This is a genomic window from Cupriavidus basilensis OR16 (genome assembly GCF_000243095.1).
GTDB lineage: Bacteria > Pseudomonadota > Gammaproteobacteria > Burkholderiales > Burkholderiaceae > Cupriavidus > Cupriavidus basilensis_D.
The window spans coordinates 45,496-59,260 of sequence record NZ_AHJE01000093.1; the positions used below are offsets into that span (position 1 = coordinate 45,496).

15 protein-coding genes are annotated in these 13,765 nt (G+C 62.4%); all 15 read left to right on the plus strand.

Going from position 1 to position 13,765, the window contains the following annotated elements; genetic code table 11:
- The first annotated feature begins 21 nt into the window (after positions 1-21).
- The 15 genes from OR16_RS29155 (at position 22) to OR16_RS29225 (ending at position 13,144) form a co-directional block, all read left to right on the plus strand.
- Entirely contained in the window at positions 22-405 is a 384-nt protein-coding gene (locus tag OR16_RS29155; RefSeq protein WP_006162193.1) for a hypothetical protein, read from the plus strand.
- Complete coding sequence (locus OR16_RS29160; protein ID WP_006162194.1) at positions 405-761, plus strand: hypothetical protein; 357 nt, start codon at positions 405-407, stop codon at positions 759-761. The genes OR16_RS29155 and OR16_RS29160 overlap by 1 nt, the downstream gene beginning before the upstream one ends.
- 194 nt (positions 762-955) lie before the next feature.
- The gene (locus OR16_RS29165) at positions 956-2,677 is read left to right on the plus strand and encodes a phage tail tape measure protein (protein WP_006162196.1); all 1,722 of its coding nucleotides are present in this window, start codon (positions 956-958) and stop codon (positions 2,675-2,677) included.
- The gene (locus OR16_RS29170; protein WP_141639936.1) at positions 2,670-2,975 is read left to right on the plus strand and encodes a hypothetical protein; all 306 of its coding nucleotides are present in this window, start codon (positions 2,670-2,672) and stop codon (positions 2,973-2,975) included. Before OR16_RS29165 ends, OR16_RS29170 begins: the two co-directional genes overlap by 8 nt.
- A gap of 101 nt (positions 2,976-3,076) precedes the next feature.
- Positions 3,077-4,381, plus strand: coding sequence for a DNA circularization protein (locus OR16_RS29175; RefSeq protein ID WP_006162200.1), 1,305 nt, complete (start codon positions 3,077-3,079; stop codon positions 4,379-4,381).
- Positions 4,378-5,499: a phage baseplate assembly protein gene (locus OR16_RS29180; protein ID WP_006162201.1), complete on the plus strand. Its 1,122-nt coding sequence runs from the start codon at positions 4,378-4,380 to the stop codon at positions 5,497-5,499. The genes OR16_RS29175 and OR16_RS29180 overlap by 4 nt, the downstream gene beginning before the upstream one ends.
- Positions 5,499-6,104, plus strand: coding sequence for a phage baseplate assembly protein V (locus tag OR16_RS29185; protein ID WP_006162203.1), 606 nt, complete (start codon positions 5,499-5,501; stop codon positions 6,102-6,104). Before OR16_RS29180 ends, OR16_RS29185 begins: the two co-directional genes overlap by 1 nt.
- Before the next feature lie 58 nt (positions 6,105-6,162).
- A complete protein-coding gene (locus OR16_RS29190; protein WP_237717267.1) occupies positions 6,163-6,507 on the plus strand; it encodes a phage GP46 family protein in 345 nt (114 codons plus the stop codon).
- Positions 6,507-7,571 carry a baseplate J/gp47 family protein gene (locus OR16_RS29195; RefSeq protein WP_006162206.1) on the plus strand — a complete coding sequence of 355 codons (1,065 nt, stop codon included), beginning with the start codon at positions 6,507-6,509 and terminating at the stop codon, positions 7,569-7,571. The genes OR16_RS29190 and OR16_RS29195 overlap by 1 nt, the downstream gene beginning before the upstream one ends.
- Positions 7,568-8,209: a YmfQ family protein gene (locus OR16_RS29200; protein WP_006162208.1), complete on the plus strand. Its 642-nt coding sequence runs from the start codon at positions 7,568-7,570 to the stop codon at positions 8,207-8,209. Before OR16_RS29195 ends, OR16_RS29200 begins: the two co-directional genes overlap by 4 nt.
- Before the next feature lies 1 nt (position 8,210).
- Entirely contained in the window at positions 8,211-10,085 is a 1,875-nt protein-coding gene (locus OR16_RS44960; RefSeq protein WP_202801112.1) for a hypothetical protein, read from the plus strand.
- Positions 10,086-10,167: 82 nt separating this feature from the next.
- Positions 10,168-11,115 carry a hypothetical protein gene (locus OR16_RS29210; RefSeq protein ID WP_141639937.1) on the plus strand — a complete coding sequence of 316 codons (948 nt, stop codon included), beginning with the start codon at positions 10,168-10,170 and terminating at the stop codon, positions 11,113-11,115.
- 8 nt (positions 11,116-11,123) lie between these two features.
- Positions 11,124-11,861 carry a DUF4376 domain-containing protein gene (locus OR16_RS29215; RefSeq protein WP_006162212.1) on the plus strand — a complete coding sequence of 246 codons (738 nt, stop codon included), beginning with the start codon at positions 11,124-11,126 and terminating at the stop codon, positions 11,859-11,861.
- A gap of 154 nt (positions 11,862-12,015) precedes the next feature.
- Complete coding sequence (locus OR16_RS29220) at positions 12,016-12,678, plus strand: S1 family peptidase (RefSeq protein WP_043421598.1); 663 nt, start codon at positions 12,016-12,018, stop codon at positions 12,676-12,678.
- On the plus strand, positions 12,671-13,144 hold the full coding sequence (locus OR16_RS29225) for a hypothetical protein (protein ID WP_006162215.1): 474 nt from the start codon (positions 12,671-12,673) through the stop codon (positions 13,142-13,144). The genes OR16_RS29220 and OR16_RS29225 overlap by 8 nt, the downstream gene beginning before the upstream one ends.
- Positions 13,145-13,765 lie beyond the last annotated feature (621 nt).

Genomic DNA, 13,765 nt, shown 5'->3' on the forward strand with positions numbered 1-13,765 from the left:
TTAACGCCATAAGGAGCCATCATGGCAATTCCGAAGGAGTACCTGGGCGCGATCGTCCTCGAGGTCGATGGTCGCGAGATCGAGATCGAGAGCTACCAGGTCGACGATGACACCGGCCGCAAGCTGGTGAAGACCATGAACCGCACCGGGCGGCCGTCGGGCTTCACCCAGGGTGTGGGCGAGTACAGCCTCTCCCTGACCGCGCCTATCCCCGTCGACGCGTCGGAGGAGGTCGACTGGGCCTCGATCGTGGGCGCCAAGCTGACCCATTACCCGAGCACCACCACGGGCAAACGGATCAGCTTCCTGGGCTGCTTCACGCTGAAAGTCAGCGAGAAGTACCAGGTCGACAACGAGGCCAAGCGTGACATCACCATGGCGGCCATCAAGAGGGTGAACGAGTAATGGAGACCACGATCACGGTTAAGGGGCAACTGCTCGACGGCGTTGCCTATGACGACCTGGTGCACGTCGAGTTCGAGATCCGGCCGGCGAGCGTCGAGGACCAGCTCCTTGCGCTCGAGGACGTAGCGGCCGATTCGACCGACGAGGACGTGGATAAGGGCGTGCACGAAGCCCGCATCCGCCTGGCCATGGTTGTGCGCCAGATCGTTTCGCTGGGCACCATCCCGCGCGAGAAGATCTCCTACGCCTGGTTGCGGCACTGGCTCTCCCCCGACGACTTCGACGTCCTCTACCAGAAGTCGGAGGAAGCCCGAAAAAAGCGGCGCGCGCTGCCGAAGGCCGGCGCGACTTTCTGATCGTCTCCGCCGCATTCTGGCAGCGCGCCGGTGTCACCGAGGCGCAGCTGCGGACCATGAGCCTGGCCGAGCTGGATATGCGCGCCAGGCTCTACTTCCCCGAGAAGGGCAAGGGCAACGGTACCAGGTTCGTCAATCAGCGGTTGTTGCGCAAGAAACAGAAGCCGCAATAGCGTTAAATCACCGAGGCCAGCATGTCTAGTAAGCAACTCGACCTGGCGCTGGTCCTGGCCCTCAAGGACAGCGCCAGCGGCCAGCTGAGCAAGAACCTCAACCAGGTCGCCGATAGCGCACGCAAGCTGGCCACCCAGGCCGACACCCTGGAGAAGGGATTCGACGGCGTCTCCCGGAGCATCCAGGGTGTGGCCGAGGCCGGCCGGATCCTGGGAAGCCGTCCGATCCCCCAGACCCTCACGCAGTACTTCCGCCAGGTGGTCCGCGAAGCGAACTTGGCGGAGCGCTCCATCCGCGCGATAGGCACCACGCTCGGACGCGGCTTCCAGATCGGCGGTGCGTTCAAGGCCGGCCAGATGGTGCTGGCCGACCCTATCCAGCGTGCCGCCAACTACGGCGTGACCCTCGCACACATGGCGAACACCGCCTATGCCGGCCGCCCCTTGGAGGAGCGGAAGGCGGGTATGCGCTTCCTGAACGAAGCGATCGAGAAATCGGTACGCGTCGGCGGTGGCACGCGAGAAGGCGCCGCCGAGACCATGGACTCGCTGATCGCGCGCAACGCGATCGGCAGCCCGAAGGATGTCGCCGCGCTGATGCCGACCATCATGATGGCGGCCACGGCCGGCAAGGCTGACCCTATCGAGATCGGCAAGATCGTCTCGACCGCCGTTAAAACCGGTGGCATCAAGGTTGGCGAGATCCCGGACGTCCTGGGCGGCGCACTCTACGCCGGCCAGCAAGGCGGCTTCGAGCTCAAGGACATGGCAAAGTGGCTGCCGGAGCAGATGGCCATGGCAAAGAAGGCCGGCCTGACCAACAAGTCCGGCATGGCCAAGATGCTCGCGCTCAACGAACTCTCGATCGATGCCGCCGGGTCGACCGATGCAGCCGGCAACAACGTCCGCGACTTTCTGCACGAGCTCAACGCCACGAACACGGCAAACCACCTCAAGCGCTTCTCGATCGACAAGAAGAGCGGCCGGATCCTCGAAAAATCGGGCCACAGTCGCGGCGGCGACCATATCGATCTGGGCGCCACGCTCGCGGCAAACGCCGAAAAGGGCATCTCGGCAGACGACACCATGATCTCGCTTGTGCGCAACATCGCCGAGAGCAACCCGAAGTTCCAGGCCATCAAGAAGAAGTACCTGGCGTCCAAGGCCTCGGGCGACAAGTCGGGGGCGACCGAGAACTACCAGGCAGCCTATGACATTCTGCTAGGCGCTGGCGTGGGAAAGATCTTCCACAACCAGCAGGCACTGCTCGGTGGCATTGGCGCCATCATGGACCCTGAAGGCTACCGGAACATGGTTAAACAGTTCCGGGAGAACATGACGGACCTGCCCATCCGGGACAACATGGCGCTGATCCAGGACACTGCCGGGTTCAAGATGCAGCAGTTCGAGAATGAGCGCCAGTTCGCCCAGCAAGCCGCCCTCGACAAGCTGACGCCGGCCCTGGGCACGCTCGCTGACAAGGCGACCGAGCTGTACCAGAAATACCCTGGCTACAGCGCAGCGATCGAGGGCGCCACGCTGGGGCGGGCTAACGGCGCTTGCGGCGGCAGCTGGCACGGCCGCACTGGTCGGCGTTCTGACCCGCGGCGCTCCGCTCCTGGGCGGTGCCGCTGGGGGTGCCGCCGCGGCCGGAGCCGGTGGTGCAGCTGCCGGCGCCGCGGGCGCGGCAGGCGCTGGGGCCAGTGCCGGATGGATGGCCCGCACGCTACCGTGGTTGGCTAAACCTGCGGCAGGCCTGTCCCTGCTGCTCCATAGTGGCGATCTCGGCGAAGGCGAGGACGCGGAGCTGGCCCGGCGCCGCGGCATGCCCGCCACCCTGACCAGTGTCGCAGCGCGCGTGCCAGACACCGCCCTGGTCGACGGGATCCGTGCCCAGCAGCAGACCATGCAGCAGACCGTCCAGGCACTCACACAGCTCGCCGACCGGCCGATGGTGCTCAAGAGTCAACTGGTGGTCGACGGCCGCGTCCTGGCGGAAGCGATCAGCGATATCGACGGCAGAGACGCTTCCAGGCACTAGGTAGCAGCGTAGACCGAACCCCTTCTGGCTGGCCTGCTTCGAGACGGCGGCATACCTTCCGGGTATGCGCCGCTGCTCCCACTTCCTCACTCGTCTCCGCCATGGCCTGGAAAGATAATCTCCTTCCGGCCAGCTTCCGTGGCGTTGCCTTCGAAGTGCTAAGCATCGAGGACACCCTGCGGCGCTCCGTCGCCGAGCACGAGTATGCCTACCTCGAGGGCACCGACACCGAAGATCTGGGCGGCAAGGGCCGGCGGCTCACGGTGCAAGCCATCTTCTGGGGCAACGACTATGAGACACGGCTCCGTGACTTCATAACCGCCCTCGAAACGCCAGGCGAGGGCGAGCTGATCCACCCGGTGTTCGGCAGCCGGCGGATGCAGCTCACCGGCGCGCGCATCGGCCACACCGCGGAAATGCCGGATGCGGCCACGCTGTCCCTTGAGTTCACCGAAAGCCGCATCGGCCAGTCGTTCTTCAATGCAACCCTGGCGGCATCCAAGCCGGACGCCGCTGCGAACGGCGCGGACACGTCCTGGCTGGCGGCCGTCAACAGCTTCCGCTTCGCGCTTCCATCGCTCAAGTCCCTGGTGCCAGGCGTCGCCGAGGCGCTCGCGCTGGCGGACGCGATCGACAGCAAGGTCGTGCAGATCCGCAACCTCGTTAGCGGGTACGTCAGCTCCGGCCTGAGCGCACTCAACTATCCCACGGCCTGGATGGGCGACATTCGTGGCTTGTTCCAGACCATCGCCGATCCGTTCCGCAACAGTGCGCTAACGCGCCTGGTGTCGAGCTCGAGCAGCGGCAACACTGCGCCGTCGCTGAATGTCGGCTCGGTCCCCGCGCGTCTGTCTGCGTGGAACTCGGGCACGGCGGCGGCATCCGAGGCAGTGACCGCTGGAGCCACCAGCACGGCTTCCTTCACCACCTTGCGCCTGGCGACCGAGGGAACGCTGAAGCAGGCCAACGCACTTGCCGACGCCCAGGTGCGCCTAGCCTCGACGCTGGCCCTGGTCGAGCTCGCCGCCGCCATCTTCAGCGCGGAGATCGACGACACGCCGACGCTCAACCCGGACGAAGTGGAGCAGATCACCAACGATGCCAGGGCCGCCCTCCAGGCGTCGCTCGATGATATGCGCACCGTCTTCGATGCCGAGCACGCCAGGTATATCACCGAGCCGCTGAAGACGACCGCCCTGGCAGTCCAGGATGCCGCCAGGGCAGTTCTGGTCCTGCGGCCGCCGGTGTTGGTCCGCCAGGCGCCGATCACGGGTAACCTGGCCCTGATCGCCTTCTCGCTGTACGGCGACTACACGCGCTGTTACGAGCTCGCGCGCCTGAATCCTCAGATCAAGCTGCCGAACTTCATCAAGGCTGGCCAGTTGATCAACGCCTACGCCTCATGAGCGCCTTCAATGATCGGGTCTCGCTGACCGTGGGCGGCCGGCAGCACTCTGGCTGGTCCTACTACGAGATTGACAGCAATCTGCTGATCCCTGCCGACGGCTGGCAACTCAGGCTTGCGCTAGAGTCGGGCCGGCTGCCACCCGTAGTGACCCGTGGTGCGCCCGTCGAGGTGCGCGTGAACGATAAGCTGGTGCTCACCGGCCGCATCGACACCATCCGGGACAAGGTGGCGAAGGATAGCCACACGCTGACCATCGCGGGGCGAGATGCGGCCGCTGTTCTCGCGGACTGCTCGGCGCCCATCTTCGTCAGCCGCAAGGCGACGCTGCCCGAGGTCGTCAGCAAGGTGGTCACCCCGCTGGGGATCACCAAGGTTCGCATCGAGTCGGCGACGAGTGTCTTCGAGAAGGTCAACGTCGAGCCGGGGGACTCGGCCTGGGAAGTCCTCGCCCATGCCGCCGAGGCGAACGGCCTTTGGCCCTGGTTCGATCCGGATGGAACGCTCGTCATTGGCGGGCCAGATTACACCCGCGCGCCGGTGGCCACGCTGGTCAAGCGATTCTCGGGCAAAGGCAACAACGTCGAGTCTATCGAGCGTGTCGACTCGATCGCGCGCTGCTATTCAGAGATCACCGTACTGTCCCAGTCGCACACCACCGAGCTGGAAGCGGCAAAGACCGTGGTTAAGGCGACCTATCGAGATCCATCCGTGCCCTGGTATCGGCCGCGGATCGTGATCGACCATGAGGCGAACAGCCAGCAAGCCGCAGCGGATCGGGCGCAGAAGCTGCAGGCGGACAGCCGGCTCAACGGATTCACCCTCGAAGCGGAAGTGGCTGGCCACACCATCCATGCACCTGGTGCGCCTGGCAACGGCTTGCTCTGGACGCCAGGGCAGCGCGTCGACGTACTGTCCGAGCCGCATGACATCAATGCCACCTTTTTCATGATCGGCCGCCGGTTAAGTGGCGGGCGCGATCGCCCGACGCTCACGCGGCTGACGCTCAAGGAAGACGGGATGTGGGTGATTAAGCCGCATCCGCACAACAAGCGCCATCGCCGCGGCCGCAATGGCATCGCCGGCGGCGAGGGCCAGATCTATGAGGTGGACGGCTAATGCAAGTGCAAGACGTTAAGCGGTTGATCGAGCGCGCACTGGGCCGCATCCGGTTACCCTTCCGGGGTGTCATCACGCACATCAACAATGCGCCGGACGTGCAGCTCGTCCAGCTCAAGGGCATGGCCGCGGGCGACGATTTGCAGGACAACGAGCTGTTCCAGCAGTTCGGCTTCTCGTCCAATCCGCCCTCGGGCACGCTCGGCGTGATCCTTCCGATAGGGGGCAAGACTTCGCAGGGCGTCATCATCGCCACTGAGAATGGTGAGCTACGCTTCAAGCCGCTCAAGCCCGGCGAAGCGGTAGTGTTCAACGCCTTCGGGGACCATGTGCTCATGCGCGAGAACCGCGTGACCGAGATCGTCTGCGATACGCTGCTGGTTAAGGCGACCACCAAGGTCCGCTTCGAGACGCCAGCGGTCGAAAACACGGGCACCCACCATTCGGATGGCGACGTGGGGAGCGGCGGCTCAATCACCGCGACCCATGACGTGGCTGACCAAGGTGGCACAAAGACCATGGCCGAGATGCGCCAGGTCCACGACGACCATGACCACCAGGAGCACGACGGCGGCACAACCAGCAAACCGAATCAGCTGACCTGACCGAACCCGTTCGCACTCATCCGAGACCGCTTCAATCCGCAGAATTGCGGGTATGGACATGGGCCTTGATCCTCTCACCGGCGACTATAGCGGCCAGGTAATTGACGACCTGGGTAACGCGGTCTACCTGCGCCTGCAGACGCCTCTGGGCAGCTGGTGGGCAGACCCGACCCTGGGCTCGCGCCTGCATGAACTGCAGCGCGAGAAGGATGTCCCCCGAATCCAGATTCTCGCCAAGCAGTATGCGGAGGAGGCCCTGCGGCCCATCCTGGACGATGGCCGCGCCACCTCCATCACGGTGGAAACCGAACAACCACACGACGGGCGCTGCCTTCTCCTGATTACCGTCGTTGACGCACAGGGCCGCAAGCGCGCGTTTAACCATCCCGTTAAGGTGGCTTGATGTCCTACCCTCTGCGCTCCATGGAGCAGATCCGCGGCGACATCCTGCGAGACCAGGCGAACCTGGATGACTCGGTCGACATCACCTCCGACAGCGACAACTTTGTGAGGGCCACGGGCGTGGCTGGCGCCGTCGAGGGCCTGTATCAGTTCCAGGCCTGGCAGACGCGGCAGATCTTCCCCGACACCGCCGACAGCGAGAACTTGCGCCGGCATGCGGCATTGCGACGGATTTTCCCGAAGCCCGCGGCTCCCGCTGGGGGCACCGTACTGCTGACTGGCACCGTCCCCTCGACTGCCGATATCGGGCTCCAGATTGTCGTGGGCAATCAGCGCTACCAGACCTCGACGCCAGCGACTATTGGCGCAGGCGGGACCGCGCTGGTCACCGCTGTGGCACTGGCGGCCGGTTCGGCCGGTAACCTGGCGGACAACACACCAGGTCAGCTGTCCGCGGCGCCGTCAGGCATCTCCAGCCAGGTCACCGTCGTGTCCATGGTCGGCGGCCGCGACGCGGAGACCGATGCCGAGCTGCTCTCGCGCCTGCTGGATCGCATGCAGCATCCGCCTGCTGGTGGGAATACGCAGGACTATCGCTCGTGGGCGATGGAGATCCCGGGCATCACGGACGCCTACGTGTTTCCCCATCGCGGCGGCGTGGGCCGCGTCGACGTGGCAGTAATTAGCGGCAATGCCCAAGCCAACGACGACGAGATCGCGGCCGCCCAGCTCAATATCGACACCGAGCGTCCCGCGGCCTGCCGCGGCGTGACGGTTTTCACGCCGACGCTTAAGCCAGTCGATTTCACCTACGGTGTGAAGCTCTCAGGAACAGATGGAGACACGCTTCTCGCTTCTCTATATCGGGACTTTGGTGCCTACTTTGACACCCTTGTACCTGGCGCCGCGATGGTTAAATCCAAAGCAGATGCCATTGTGTCCAACAGTCGGGGCGTTGGGGATTCCATTGCGGCGTCTCCAGCCGGGAACGTGATAGCCACCGTGAACGCGACCGTGGTCGAGTGGCTGCGCCTCGGCACCATTTCACTGTACACGCTGCCATGACACACGCCGAGCTCCTCTCGCTGCTGCTTCCGCCGGTGAGCTACCGATACTCGCCTGAGGGCGGGCGTCTCACTGCTTCCATCAAGGCCGATGGCAATTCGCTCGACAAGGCGATGCTCGATGGGGTCGCCGTTATCGACGGCATCACGCCATACGGGCGCGCCGACTTGCTGGTCGATTGGGAACGCATCTATGGGCTGGCGGATGCGGCTCGACAGCGCACCATTCAAGAGCGCTTAGCGGCGCTCCTCCAGCGCATCAATGAGGATGGAGGTCTCTCGCGAGAGTACTTCATCTTCTTGGCGTTAAACCTGGGATTCAGCATCAACATTGCCGAGTTTTCGCCGTTTAAGGTCGGCTCCGCGGTGGGCCAACCTCTGTATGGCGATGATTGGGTTTTCGCGTGGCGCATCAACGCTCCAGAGACGACTCTGGTTCCATTCAGAGTCGGTCGCAGCGCGGTCGGTGAGCCCCTGATGAAGTGGGGGAACGAGCTGCTCGAGGCCGCTTTAAAGGCTCTGGCGCCTGCCCATACCGTTCTCCAGTTTGCATACGCCGGCGACCCATCCCTCCTCATCGATGAGGAGGGCGACGGCTTCCTTCTCGACGAAGACAACGACTACCTGGATTTTTCCTGACATGGCTTCCAAACCGCTTTCTCTACGAGACAGAATTGCGTCGTTCCTTGGTACCGAGCTGTTCCCCGTCACACGGAATGGAAAGACCATGGCGGGCACGGTCGACGCGCTCGCAGAATTTGTCGTCCCGCGGGTACCCATCACCGCAGTTGTCACAAGCATTGCCGCCGAGGCAGCGCAAAGCGCGGCACTATCCGGTCAGTCGGCTGCAGACGCCTCGGCGACGGAGCAGGCGATCAACGACCGGTTCTATGGGGCTTTGTCTGCCGACCCGGCGGCTCGACCTAGTGGGGGAGCTTGCCAAGCCGGAGATGGGTATTTCAACACGGTAGCGAATGCCACCCGCCGATACACAGGGACGGTGTGGATCACGCCGGATCCAGATGCAGCTGACCTTGCGAATCATATCGATCCGGCGAAAGGCGCCGCGTTAGTCGGCTTCCTGTCACCGGATCCTGGTGCCGTCGGTAGGACAGTGCGCGACAAGCTAGGAGATATCCGGAACCCGAAGGACTACGGTGCAGGCGGTGTCGGGGATGAGACGGCGATGGCCCAGGCAGCAATCAATGCCGCAGGCTCGAAAGGGCTCATCATCCTACCGCCAGACATCAACGTCACGATGGAGTCTCTGATTATTCCTGACACACAGATGATCCTTGACCTCAAGCGAGGTCGACTCATCATGTCGGGTATTGGGCTAGAGCGCGGCACCTTCACTGACCATGTGGCATGGCGCAATATCAAGCCGAATTTCGCATCACGCCAGTACGTGGTTCCAAACGGATCGCCGACTGGAACCGCGGCAGCGGTGAAGCTCTTCTTTGATGACTACACTGCTGACCAGATCAACTATCGGGACGTCAGTATCTACACGGACCGAACGACAGGGAAGGCCTACTTAAACGCGAAGTCGAACGGAACCTTCCTGCCCCCATCCATCGTCTTGAGCTCCCAGGATGGGCAGCGGGTTGCGGGGGAGTTGTTCGACGAGACTGACGGAAACCAGCGCTTCTTCGGCTTGGCTCTTGGTGGCGAAAAGCCGACCGGCATGACCTGGTATTCGTCTATCCCGACGATATTCACTAAGGCAGCGGCCTTCATCAACAACGTCAGCCTGCGTTGGTACAACGCAGCCGGAACTGCTGCCACTGACCTGCTTCGATTCAACCTGCTGGACGAGCTCGAGATACTGTGCAATGGCATCCGGACTTCGCGCTGGTCGCAGACTTTGGGGCAGGTTATCCCGAACAACATGTTCCTGCGCTTCGAGAAGTCATCGGCCGCAGTCGTCACGGGCTCCATCAGCGGCAACACACTGACGGTTACAGGGGTGACATCGGGTGCACTAGCTGTCGGTCAGGTAATCACAGGATCAGGGGTCGCATCTGGCACGACGATCACTGCTCTGGGCACTGGAGCCGGCGGCGCTGGCACCTATACCGTCGGCGCTTCTCAGACCGTATCAAGCACCACAGTCACGGCACTCGGCGCGGCGGACAGCGGTTTGCGTATGAACACAGCGAACGCCCTGGAAATGCTCCATACCGGCGTATCTCTGCTGCAGGCAACATTTAACAATGTCATTTTCCAGAAAGCGTACGGTGCCGCGCGCGTCGTGGGAACTGCGGGCGATACGACGCCGAATGTGGGAAATATCTCGTTCTTGCAGATTCCGACAAATGCGACTCCTTACACCGTCACCAACTTCCTCAATGGCGTAGATGGGCAAGTCCTTTTGCTTCTTTTCTCGGACGCAAACTGTACGGTACAGAACAACGCCAATATTCAACTGAAACGCACCAACGCCGACTTCGTGGGCGTGGCGGGTAAGACCCTGCGCCTCGTGCGAGGCGCGGGAGCTTGGTACGAGTGTTGATGCCGCCGCCGCATGATTTTGGATGCGAAGTGGGCCCAGGGGCTTTCGCACCAAGGCTATACCCTTAACGAGGAATGATGAAATGCAGCGCATAGACCATTCGACAGCTGTAGCTGTTAAACCTGACCCACTGGCAGCAGGCGCGCCTGGTTACTTTACGCCTGGCGATCCATTGACCGGGCAAGAGGCAACTTGGCTTACCGCAGACTGGGCGAACGATGTCCAGGAGAACATCTGCCAAGTCATTGAGGCAGCCACCATCGCTCTGGTTAAGGGAGATGGATCGCAGATGCTTCAGGCAATTCGGGCGATCGCCAATCAAGTTGGCATGCCGGTGGGCGTGCCATTGCCTTGGCTGGGCGCGACGTCGACTATTCCCTCAAACTGCGTTGTCCTCATGGGCCAAACGCTTGACCGGGAGCTGTATCCCTTGGTCTCGACCCACGCCCTCGCCAGCGGGATCATCGTCTCCGACACTGATTGGTTGGCCCAGGCGCTGCACCGTACCAAATTCTCTACAGGTGACGGGCTATCGACCATTCGGCTTCCCGATCTTCGGGGCGAGCTGATCTACGGCGCGGATCTTGGCCGCGGAGTGCGATCTGCAGCCATCGGCGACTGGCTTGCCGGAGAGTTGCTCGCACACGTTCACGCTGCCTCGACGGACTCGCAAGGCACTCACTCGCATGCCGGCACGACCGACACGCAGGGATACCACTCGCATGGCGGGGCGACTGCGGGAGTTGGCGATCATACGCACCCCTACACCCGCTCTCCGGCGGCCTCCAACCCCGACGCACAGGGCGCCGACGCCGGCGCTTCGATGCTAGATCTAACACAGTTCGTGGGCGATAACACCGGTGCTGGAGGTGCGCACGCCCACGGCATCAACGGTGATGGCAGCCATGCGCACAACGTGACAACAAACGCTGCGGGCGCCCACATCCACAATGTGACGGTGAGCAGCGCTGGCGGGCTTGAAACGCGCCAGCGCGGCACCGGATATCCCTTCATCATGCGTGTTAAGTAGCGAGCAACATGGACAAGATCATCTATCACTTCGATCCGACAACCGGCGAGCTGCTCGCCAGCGGGCCTGTCTACATTGGGCCTGCAGGCGACGAGCAGATCGCGGCTTTCGCGACCTTAACACCTCCACCGGACCCCACCGAAGGTTACGTGGCCGTGGTCGTGCCCGGCAGCTTGACCGCCGGCTATGGTTGCTCCTGGTCGCTGGTGCGCGATTGGAGGCTGACAGTGCTCTATCGAGCGACCGATGGGGCTCCGTTGCAGGCAGGCGCTTCGGAACTCGCGGGCTGGTCCGGCCTAGGTGAGATTCCGGTGAATATCACTGCCCAGCCACGGCCGTCGAGCAGTCACACTTGGTCGGGCGGCGCATGGGTATTCGACCTGGTCGCGGCGAAGGCTGCCAAGCTGGTGGCTATCAATGCCGAGTGGGCTCAGCGCCAGGCCTCGCCGTTCGCGTTTGGTGGGCACAAGTTTGATGCGGATCCGGTGTCTACCGCACGCATTCTCGCAGCTGGCCAGATTGGCGGCATTGCCAAGGGGGCCGGCCGCACGTATACGGCCTCGTTGCCTGCCTCAGATGGGAGCGACGTCGACTTCGAGGCCGACGAACTGGTCAATCTTGCTATGGCGCTCGCGGAACACCGTGACAATTGTTATCGGATCGCTGGGGACTTGAAAGCATTGCTCTCAACAGCAGCAAGTGAAGAGGAGTTGGCTGCGATTGTATGGCCATCGGCTGGCGTCTGAGTCTAAGGAACCCCTTACCGGGAGGTATGCGCGACCCTATTCGCACAATGATTGAGGCCTGTGAGCTACGTGGCATACTTAACGCCGACCATAACGGCGTTAAGTACTCCTTTGGGGGGGGATTGTGTTTCGAGAGATCGCAAAGCGGCATCAAATGACAACCATCTTGCTGTGCAGGATGGATCCCAACGAGACCTCATTCACACCGATCGGCACCGCTTTTGTTTGTCACCGTAAAGGATACCTCTTGACGTGTGCACACAATTTTGCGCTCACAGACCCGCTAGGGATTGTTGCCCCCGCCAGGGGCAACTTTGTTCCAATGAGGGAAATTGGTGCCGGAACGCTCCACGTTAAGGTCGCTCAATTTGATGCCGTCAGAGACGTGGCGCTCCTCAAAATTGAGGCCGGAGTAGGAGGAAAGGCTGTGCTCCCGGACGACATGTTCATGGATGAGAATGCGGTCGAAGTGGGGGCAACAATTGCATACATAGGCTATCCGTTTTCGCATCGCGGGCTCACCGTTCGGCATATAGCGTCCGCAACATTGGCCAGCAAAATCGTGACGGAGAGTGGCATCCGGCAGTTCCAGCTCGATGCGATGGTCCACGAGGGGTGTAGCGGTGGTCCTGCTATCGACGCCAATACGGGGAAGATCATCGGAATCTTGTCTGGCAGGTTTTCGCCTGTGGCCAGCGCTGGTGGCTTCGCGTTCGTCACTGGCGGTCACGTGATCGGGGGTGAAAGCAGCATTTCGTATGCAACTTCAATAGCTTATGGGTTAGATCTAATGAAGGCGGAGGGCCTCAGTGCTTAACATTCAATACGACGAGACCGCACTCAAGGCGGTTATCCTGGAGCTCGTTCCCGCATACCAACAAGGTACGCTGCTCGATCTGATTGCCGGCGCGGACGTCTCAGAGGAGACGATTGATGCGACCGGCATGATGCTTGTGGGTGAACGCAGGGAGCCCGGATATATCGCATACACCGGCGTCCCGCCGGAACAGGATGGCCGCGTGGCGCCCTCGGTCTGGTCGTGTGTTCGTGGGGAGGTGTACAACCTTCTCTGCACCGATTCGGTACGCTATAAGTCGGAGCGTAAGGAGGGGCAAACTGCCATAAAGAGTCTCGTAACCATCATCGCAACTGCCGTGGCCGCGCAGTTTTCCCTGCCGGTTGGAGTCCTTACCGGGGCGGCCGTTCTCGGCCTGATGACGGCGCTGAAGGTCGGCGTGAATGGTTATTGTGAGGCGCTTAAGCCACGTCCTCCCAAGAGCTAGGCCGGCCAAAATGCGTACCCCTCCGTCCGGAGGGGTGGCTTTGGCACTAATGGATTGTAGGAACGCCCGGGGGGCTGCGGCTAGGCGTTAAGTTGACGCCCCTGTGATGCCAAACTTCGCGCAAAATCGCGCCAAACTCCGCGCGCCGTTACACATGGGTTACGTGGTGAGGCCCCTGACCTCGGGCGCGGTGACCGTTCGGCCATCTGCCGTTCGCGGTGCGGAGGACCACGATCCAGCCCGCATTGGTGGTTTCGTGGTTTTGTCTCTGGCGGCGGGCGCCCGGCCATTTGATGCCCTGCCGTACCGGCGCTGACGGTTCCTTGCCATCAACTTCCCTGGTTTCGTGGTGGGCGCAGTGGCCCGGTTCGCGGGGGCCGCCGCTTGCCATCAGGCGCTCGCCCTCCGAGACAAAACCACGAAACCAGCCACACCCGAAACAGCGCAGCACGTTGCGCCGCGAACGGCAGATGTGGGAATGGTCACCGTGCCCGAGGTCAGGGGCCCCACCACGTAACCCATGGGTCATGCTATTTAGATGCCCTTCGAGCCGGTAAGACACGCCAGCCAACACTCAGGGCCGTACGACGCAACCACCGAGGCCCACAAGCCTGATTGCTC

What these genes read in the sequence shown, in the direction of transcription:
- OR16_RS29155 (WP_006162193.1), top strand. Translation starts at nt 22, where the DNA reads ATGGCAATTCCGAAGGAGTACCTGGGCGCGATCGTCCTCGAGGTCGAT.
- OR16_RS29220 (WP_043421598.1), top strand. Translation starts at nt 12,016, where the DNA reads ATGACAACCATCTTGCTGTGCAGGATGGATCCCAACGAGACCTCATTC.
- OR16_RS29200 (WP_006162208.1), top strand. Translation starts at nt 7,568, where the DNA reads ATGACACACGCCGAGCTCCTCTCGCTGCTGCTTCCGCCGGTGAGCTAC.
- OR16_RS29185 (WP_006162203.1), top strand. Translation starts at nt 5,499, where the DNA reads ATGCAAGTGCAAGACGTTAAGCGGTTGATCGAGCGCGCACTGGGCCGC.
- OR16_RS29160 (WP_006162194.1), top strand. Translation starts at nt 405, where the DNA reads ATGGAGACCACGATCACGGTTAAGGGGCAACTGCTCGACGGCGTTGCC.
- OR16_RS29175 (WP_006162200.1), top strand. Translation starts at nt 3,077, where the DNA reads ATGGCCTGGAAAGATAATCTCCTTCCGGCCAGCTTCCGTGGCGTTGCC.
- OR16_RS29210 (WP_141639937.1), top strand. Translation starts at nt 10,168, where the DNA reads ATGCAGCGCATAGACCATTCGACAGCTGTAGCTGTTAAACCTGACCCA.
- OR16_RS29215 (WP_006162212.1), top strand. Translation starts at nt 11,124, where the DNA reads ATGGACAAGATCATCTATCACTTCGATCCGACAACCGGCGAGCTGCTC.
- OR16_RS29195 (WP_006162206.1), top strand. Translation starts at nt 6,507, where the DNA reads ATGTCCTACCCTCTGCGCTCCATGGAGCAGATCCGCGGCGACATCCTG.
- OR16_RS29190 (WP_237717267.1), top strand. Translation starts at nt 6,163, where the DNA reads ATGGGCCTTGATCCTCTCACCGGCGACTATAGCGGCCAGGTAATTGAC.
- OR16_RS29180 (WP_006162201.1), top strand. Translation starts at nt 4,378, where the DNA reads ATGAGCGCCTTCAATGATCGGGTCTCGCTGACCGTGGGCGGCCGGCAG.
- OR16_RS29165 (WP_006162196.1), top strand. Translation starts at nt 956, where the DNA reads ATGTCTAGTAAGCAACTCGACCTGGCGCTGGTCCTGGCCCTCAAGGAC.
- OR16_RS44960 (WP_202801112.1), top strand. Translation starts at nt 8,211, where the DNA reads ATGGCTTCCAAACCGCTTTCTCTACGAGACAGAATTGCGTCGTTCCTT.